The following is a 6831-nucleotide window of genomic DNA, read 5'->3' as shown; positions in this document are numbered from 1 at the left end:
TGCTTAGAAGGCAGATGCTCTATCCAGCTGAGCTACGCACCCATTTGTAATTTTGAGAAAATTATCGAAAACTGTCGGGGCGGCAGGATTCGAACCTGCGACCTCCTGGTCCCAAACCAGGCGCGATGACCGGACTACGCTACGCCCCGAAAGATATAGAAAAAGCGGAGGGTAAGGGATTCGAACCCTTGCGACACTTTCGCGTCGACAGTTTAGCAAACTGCTCCGTTAACCACTCCGGCAACCCTCCTTTATCTTGTGTTTTAATGATCGTTATTGCGTTATTGCGAGTGCAAATATAGAATAGTTTTCATTACTTACCAAATATTTTTAACAAAAAAAATGTGTATTTTTACCCTAATAATCTATCAAAAAATATAACTGATGCGTAAAACATTATATATCATCGGATTAAGCACTTTGGTTTTTTCTTGCGCTACCAAGAAAAAAACTGTTGCTGCCTCTTACAGACCTAAAATTAATTCAACAAATTCGAAAACTGCTGCAGAAAAGGATGCCGAAGCAGCAAAAAAAGCTCATGTTACAACAACAAATGGGGTTGAGTTTTTTACTCAGAATATTGCAAATGCTGCAAATAATGACAATACCGTCAGTTACGGTTCTATTGTTTCGGCAAAACCGCAAGGTTACACTGTAGTGAAGACGTATTTTCCTTCTTTGGGGCAAAATTTCAGACAGAGATATCTTATTCTTCATTATACAGCGTTAGATGATGCTAGATCTTTAACTGCTCTTACTCAGAAAGACGTGAGTGCGCATTATTTAGTAAATAATACAGGCGATAACGAAATTTATCAATTGGTAGATGAAAATAAAAGAGCATATCACGCGGGAATTAGTGCTTGGAGAAACGATCGAAATTTAAACGACAATTCTATCGGAATTGAAATTGTAAATACAGGATACACAGCAGATGCTTCTGGTAAAAAGACTTTTGTTCCTTTTAGCGATGCTCAAATTAAAAAAGTAGCTGCTTTGGTAAAGGATATTGTTAGTCGTTATCAAATTCCAGCGACGAATGTTTTAGCGCATTCAGATGTTGCTCCAACGAGAAAACAAGACCCAGGACCTTTATTCCCATGGAAAAAGCTTTATGATGAATATCAAGTAGGAATGTGGTACGATGAAGCCGTAAAGCAAAATTTCTTAACGCAGGCAAATGCAGATTTTACCACAAAATATAATGAGCCAGGTTTCGTATTTTTAGTGAAATCAAGTTTGCAGAAATTTGGGTATAATGTAGAACTTTCTGGAACTTGGGATGATGCTACCAAAAGAACAATTGAAGCTTTTCAGTACCATTTTAGACCTCAAAATGCAGACGGAGTAATGGATGCTGAAACTTGGGCAATTCTTCAAGCTTTAATGCAGAAATATCCTTCGAAATAAATTTTACAAGCTTAAAGATATTTTTAAAGCCTTCTTTTCTACTTTGAGAGAAGGTTTTTTACTGATTTTAAACTAAATTTGAAGCCTAAATTTTTACTTTGAAGTTTCTTATCATTATTCCCGCTCACAACGAAGAAAATAATCTTCCTTTTACGCTCGATTCGTTAAAGGTGCAAATTCACGACGATTTTAAAGTAGTGGTGGCAAATGATGGTTCTACGGATTCTACAGCTGAAATAATTAAGAAATATACCGAAACAGATTCGAGATTTGAAACCATTAATCTTGAAAAATCAGCACATCAACCAGGTTCGAAAGTGGTGGCAGCTTTTAAGAAAGGTTTAGAAACTCAAAATATTCAAGCATTCGATATCATTTGTAAGTTTGATTCTGATATTATTTTAACCGAAAATTATTTGCAAAAAATCGCAGAATCCTTTCAGCGAAATCCAGATTTCGGACTTGTTGGCGGTTTGTTGTACGTAGAAAAAAATGGAGAATGGGTGTACGAAGGGAATTCCAATAAAAATCATGTTCGTGGCCCTATGAAAGCGTATCGCAGAGAATGTTTTCTACAAATGGGAGGTTTGCGCGAAACTTTAGGTTGGGACAATCTCGACGCCATTATTCTCAAAAATTTGGGATGGGAAGAAGTGGTTTTGCCAGAACTTCATGTAAAACTGATTAAGGTGAAAGGCGCAGATTACACCATAAAACCTGCCGATTATTACGGAAGATATTTTTATTTCATGGGCTTGAATCGTTTTCTTACCTATGTTGCGGCGGCAAAAGAAGCTTCGAAAATAAAATCTCCTGCGTTTTTGTTTGAAATTATAAAAGCATACGAAATATGTCACGCTCAAAAACTGGAATTGAAAATTTCAAAGCAAGAGCAAAAAGTGGTGAACGAGCAGCGTTGGGCGCAGTTTAAAAAGAAATGGTTTAAAATGTGATTTAATGAAGGCGGGCTTTAGCCCGTTTAATCAAAAATAAATTCAATTGGCTTTAGCCAAAATCTATACAATTTTAACTTGAAGAAAATAGCATACATAGAAATCGATACACACGCAGAAATTGCGGCAGATTTTATGGATTTGATGAAAGATTCTAAAGAATTTTCTGTGGATTATTATCTTTCAGAAAGAATTTTGAAGCAGGTTGGAAATCACCATCAAAATATCTGTTTGTCGGATTCTTCAACGATTTTGGAGCAGCTTAAAAATCAAAAATATGATTTGGTTATTCTCGGGACGGTTCATCGTTATTTCGGGACGTTTTTAGAGATTACGAAGCGATTTTCAACTTCTGTAATTGTTCATAATATCAATTTCAGTACAATTTCTAAAGTTCAGCTTTTTAAAAATATTTTCAAAGAAGATGTTGCTTATCGTCTGAAATTATGGTTGAAAGAAGGTTTGTTTTCAGCTCCAAAAGTGTATCGAAATGCTAAAAATTGTTTTGTTTTAGATTCAGATATTTCTTCAGGGAAACTAAAGTTTTTACCTCTTTTTTACACCAAAAATATTTCTGAAGATTCGAAGGATATTTTTACGGTGGTCATTCCGGGAGGTGTTTCGCAGAAGAGGAGAGATTATAAGAAAGTTTGCAAGCAGATTCTTGCTCTTGATTCTGAATTTAAAAATGATGTTGATTTTCAATCTAAATCTTTCGAATTTGTTTTTTTAGGAAAAGCAAAAGGTGAAGAATTACAACTGCTTTCGAATCTTGAAAAATCATTAAAAAATATTTCGATAATTTATTTTAAAGAAAGGCTTTTGGTCGAAGATTTTGATGATTGGATGATGAAAGCTGATGTTTTGTGGTGTCCTATTCAAAGTGAAACGGAATTTTTTAGCCAAAAAGAAATATACGGCAAAACAAAAATGACAGGCAATCTCGCCGATGCAATTAAATACGGAAAAGTAGCGATTTTTCCTTCTGATTATTCGTCTGAATTTGAATTTATTGTGAACGAAAAAAACGCTTTTAAATCTCAATTAAAAGAACTAAATAGTTTTTCGTTTGATTTTCAAAAAGATTTTCAAAAAGATAAAATTCAGAAATTGCTCGAAGAAGTTTTGAAATCTGTTATTTGAATTTTGTAATACTTTTAAAGAAATCTTTGTTCAGATATTGCTCAATGGGGAAGATTTTTACGAAGTAATTTCCGATAAAAATCAATAGTAAAACAACCGCTGGTTTGTATATTAAGTTGATGAAGTTGTTTTCGAAAACTGGCAAAACAATCGCAACTGTAATTGCTAATGTGCAAATAATCGACACAAAAATCATCTCTATAGAAAACGGCGAAACCTTGAATACAAAATAATTAAATACGATTTTTATAAAGTTGTAAAGGGTTACTGAAATTGCCGTAGACAAAGCGATTCCAATTAAAGAAAGGTCGGTGTGTTTGATGAAAAACCAGTTCAAACCAATCGTTAAACCAGCCAATAAAAGCATTACAATAATGTTGAATTTGTAATATTTTGAAAGCGAAATTATGTTTCCGTTGAAGCCGGTCGCTAAATCTACTAAAACAGCAGAACCCCAAATCCAGATTACAGGTTCGTTCATTCTTAGCATATCCCCGTTTTTCGGCATAAAATACGTGAGATAGGGAAATCCAACCATGATACACGCAAACAAAACTGCTCCTAGAAAATAAATTGTAAGCGACGTTTTTTTATGAAATCTATCGAGTTCTTCCATGTCGCCATCTGCAAGATTTTTTCTAATGATGGGTGCAGAAATATTAAATAAACCCAATTGAGGAATAGAAATCAACGAAATCAAAGCGAGTAAAATACTGTAAATCCCAATTTCATCTTCACCTATAAATTCTCCAATCATGTAGTTGTTTATCGCCATATGATTTCCGAAAGTTCCTAAAAATCCGAAGAAACTATAAGCGGCAAATTCTTTGTAAAATTGATCTTTTTTGAAGTAATCTCTGCTGAAATCAAACTTAATTTTATCGAGTCTGTTAGTGTAATAAATATATCCGGTTAAAATCAGACAAAACATTCCGAAAAAGAATGAAAGTGCTGTTTGTTTGGAAAAATGAAAGAAGAAAAACAAACAAAACGAACCAAGATTGGCGAGCTTTGGTAAAAGATTATCAAAAATATTAGAAACAACAATTCTTTTATAATTTGAAGTATATTTATTGAAAATCGCACAAAAAGACAAAAGTAAAGACAGCGGAAGAATGATGGGTTTGTATTGCCAGATTTTCAGCTTTGTGAATTGTGGATAAAACTGCGGAATTAAGAAGAAAACCGCCAAAAATACAATGAAATTGATGAAAACCAGCGCCAAAGAAAGCGATAGCATATTCTGGTTTTTACCATCTTCCTGTACTTTTCCGAAAAACTTTACATTAGAATAAGAAATCCCCAAAACAATAAAAGGAACGAGCATCTCTGCAGTAGACATCACCAAGCGCAAAGTTCCGTAAAAAACCAAATCGTTGGTAAAAATAAACATCGAGAACATGCCGATTAATGTCGCGGCATATCCTATCAAAGAATATTTAAAACCTTGTCTTGCAACTACACTCATATTATGATTTTAAATATTGTTTGGGATGAAAATGATATTGTTAATGTATTCGGTTTTATTTTTTTCGTCGTTGATGTTCTTCAGTAAAATCTCTTCTGTAAGTTTTTCTGTATTAAAAGTCTTTCTGTTTAGGAAATGCGCATCAAATCCCCAACTTTCAACTTCGGAAATTTCGTTCCAGATGGGTGTTTCGTGGTGTCTTTGCTCCATTTCAACCATTAAAATTGGTTTGAATTTTTGAATGGTGCTTTTTCCGCCGTGCAAAGTTTTCATTTCGTTGCCTTCAACATCTATTTTGATAAAATCGATGTTTTGGATGTTTTGTTTTACAATCCAGTCATCTAGTTTTACGACTTCAACTGTTTCAGTTTGGCTTTTTTCTTCGCCTTTTTCTTTGTAATCTGTATTTAAAGTTCCTCTTGATGTTACCAATTTTCCGTTAATAACAGGTACTTTGAATTGTGCCGTTGTATTTTCGTTAGAAAGTGCAACAGCTGAAAGATTTACTTTTGGAAATAATCTTTTCAGCCTTTGGAAAAGTTTTCCATTAGGTTCAAAAGCATAGATGTTTTGTGGTTTCAGTTTATTTTCAAAATGAAAAAGAAAGGTTCCTACATTGGCGCCAATGTCGAAAATAACCGCGTCTGTAGAAAGAAGTTCTTTAATCCAAACAAGCTCTGGCTCAATATTTCTTACAGAAAAATTGTTCTGGCTGAGTCCTTTTAATTTTTTAAAATATCTACTCTTATAAAATTCTGGACTGATGTATTGCAATTGTTCTGCAATTCTTTGGTATAAAGACATCCTACGATTATTTTGTGGGCAAAGGTAATGATTTTGTTAAAAAAATGATTTAATATATTTAATGATAAGCCTTTTTATGTAGGATTGAAGATTGTTGGAAAGAGTTTCGGCTCCTCCGGAGCCGAAACTTTGTCGTAAATCATCCGAAATCTTTGGAGAGCTCCGTAGGAGCGATAACTTTGTGAGAAATTAAAACTCCAATGCTCTATTTAAAAAATCATTCAATGGTTTTGCCGCTTTGAAAATTTCCGCAAACTTTTTTGGAGCCTCTTTTTTCATTAAATCTTCGTCTTTTAAGGAATAAACTACAATGAAGTTTTTCAATTTTAAAAATTCCGCCATTGGGTCTTCTTTTTCAAAACCTTGTGGGATTTTCTTCAATTGGTCTTCTTGGTCGAGTTCTTTAAAAAGGCTTTTGAAATTTTTATCGTTGATAACTTTTAAAAAATCATCAGAATACAAAGATATTTCCTTTCTGATAGTTTTTAAGTCTGAAGAATTGGGCATATAAATTCCGGCAGCTAGAAAAGATTTTCCAGGTTCTACGTGAAGGTAGTATCCTGCTTTTTGGCTTCCTTTACCCATTCCCAGTGCAGCTCCCATATTGGTTTTATAAGGAGATTTGTCTTTTGAGAAACGTACGTCTCTGTAAATTCTGAAGAGTGTTTTTTTAGGATCTATTTTTAAAATTTCTTCATCGAAGGGTGTCATTTCTGTAATGAGGTTTTCTATGAATAAAATCATATTTTCCTGAGCTTTTGTATAAAGTTCTTTATTTTCGGTAAACCAATCGCGATTATTGTTTTGACAAAGATTTTTTAAAAAATTGATAGTATTTTGTGAAATTGCTGCAGACATAAAAAATTATTTTAAGTCAAAATTACTAAATAAAAATCTTTGTGAGGGTTAAATTTTGATAAATTCGTAAAAAAAGCATTGGTATTTGGTTAAATCGACAATTGTGATTTGAATAATGTATTTTAAAAATTAAAAATGAAATTGTGGATTTTTTTTTAATAATAATAAAAATGAATGCTTTTTGGTATGTTAAAT

At 33.2% G+C, this 6831-nt stretch carries 6 protein-coding genes and 2 tRNA genes; 3 read left to right on the top strand and 5 right to left on the bottom strand.

The features are described 5' to 3' along the window. Positions 1–74: 74 nt before the first annotated feature. A tRNA-Pro gene (locus AC2A1D_RS03675) sits at positions 75–149 on the bottom strand. A gap of 16 nt (positions 150–165) precedes the next feature. Continuing rightward, positions 166–250: transfer RNA gene (locus AC2A1D_RS03670), tRNA-Ser, on the bottom strand. 134 nt (positions 251–384) lie between these two features. On the opposite strand from AC2A1D_RS03670, the gene AC2A1D_RS03665 reads away from it, so the two are divergent. The 3 genes from AC2A1D_RS03665 to AC2A1D_RS03655 all read left to right on the top strand — a co-directional run bounded on the left by AC2A1D_RS03665 (position 385) and on the right by AC2A1D_RS03655 (position 3506). Then, a complete protein-coding gene (locus AC2A1D_RS03665) occupies positions 385–1410 on the top strand; it encodes an N-acetylmuramoyl-L-alanine amidase (protein WP_484042316.1) in 1026 nt (341 codons plus the stop codon). Positions 1411–1508: 98 nt separating this feature from the next. Further along, entirely contained in the window at positions 1509–2363 is an 855-nt protein-coding gene (locus AC2A1D_RS03660; protein WP_484042315.1) for a glycosyltransferase family 2 protein, read from the top strand. 78 nt (positions 2364–2441) lie between these two features. Beyond that, entirely contained in the window at positions 2442–3506 is a 1065-nt protein-coding gene (locus AC2A1D_RS03655; protein ID WP_484042314.1) for a hypothetical protein, read from the top strand. Here the strand turns inward: AC2A1D_RS03655 and AC2A1D_RS03650 are convergent. The 3 genes from AC2A1D_RS03650 to AC2A1D_RS03640 all read right to left on the bottom strand — a co-directional run bounded on the left by AC2A1D_RS03650 (position 3499) and on the right by AC2A1D_RS03640 (position 6636). Then, positions 3499–4974, bottom strand: a complete 1476-nt coding sequence (locus AC2A1D_RS03650; RefSeq protein WP_484042313.1) for a lipopolysaccharide biosynthesis protein — start codon at positions 4972–4974, stop codon at positions 3499–3501. The genes AC2A1D_RS03655 and AC2A1D_RS03650 overlap by 8 nt on opposite strands. 9 nt (positions 4975–4983) lie before the next feature. Further along, positions 4984–5778, bottom strand: a complete 795-nt coding sequence (locus tag AC2A1D_RS03645) for an FkbM family methyltransferase (protein ID WP_484042312.1) — start codon at positions 5776–5778, stop codon at positions 4984–4986. Between the two features lie 189 nt (positions 5779–5967). Further along, complete coding sequence (locus tag AC2A1D_RS03640; protein WP_484042311.1) at positions 5968–6636, bottom strand: DUF2461 domain-containing protein; 669 nt, start codon at positions 6634–6636, stop codon at positions 5968–5970. Positions 6637–6831: the final 195 nt, after the last annotated feature.

This window comes from Chryseobacterium sp. HNCC26DJ239 (genome assembly GCF_057180445.1).
Note: the sequence above shows the minus strand (reverse complement) of the source record. Positions and strands in the feature narration are given on the sequence as shown.

Excerpts from the sequence above, each read along its gene's own strand:
- AC2A1D_RS03665 (WP_484042316.1), top strand. The coding sequence starts at position 385 with ATGCGTAAAACATTATATATCATCGGATTAAGCACTTTGGTTTTTTCT.
- AC2A1D_RS03650 (WP_484042313.1), bottom strand. The coding sequence starts at position 4,974 with ATGAGTGTAGTTGCAAGACAAGGTTTTAAATATTCTTTGATAGGATAT.
- AC2A1D_RS03645 (WP_484042312.1), bottom strand. The coding sequence starts at position 5,778 with ATGTCTTTATACCAAAGAATTGCAGAACAATTGCAATACATCAGTCCA.
- AC2A1D_RS03640 (WP_484042311.1), bottom strand. The coding sequence starts at position 6,636 with ATGTCTGCAGCAATTTCACAAAATACTATCAATTTTTTAAAAAATCTT.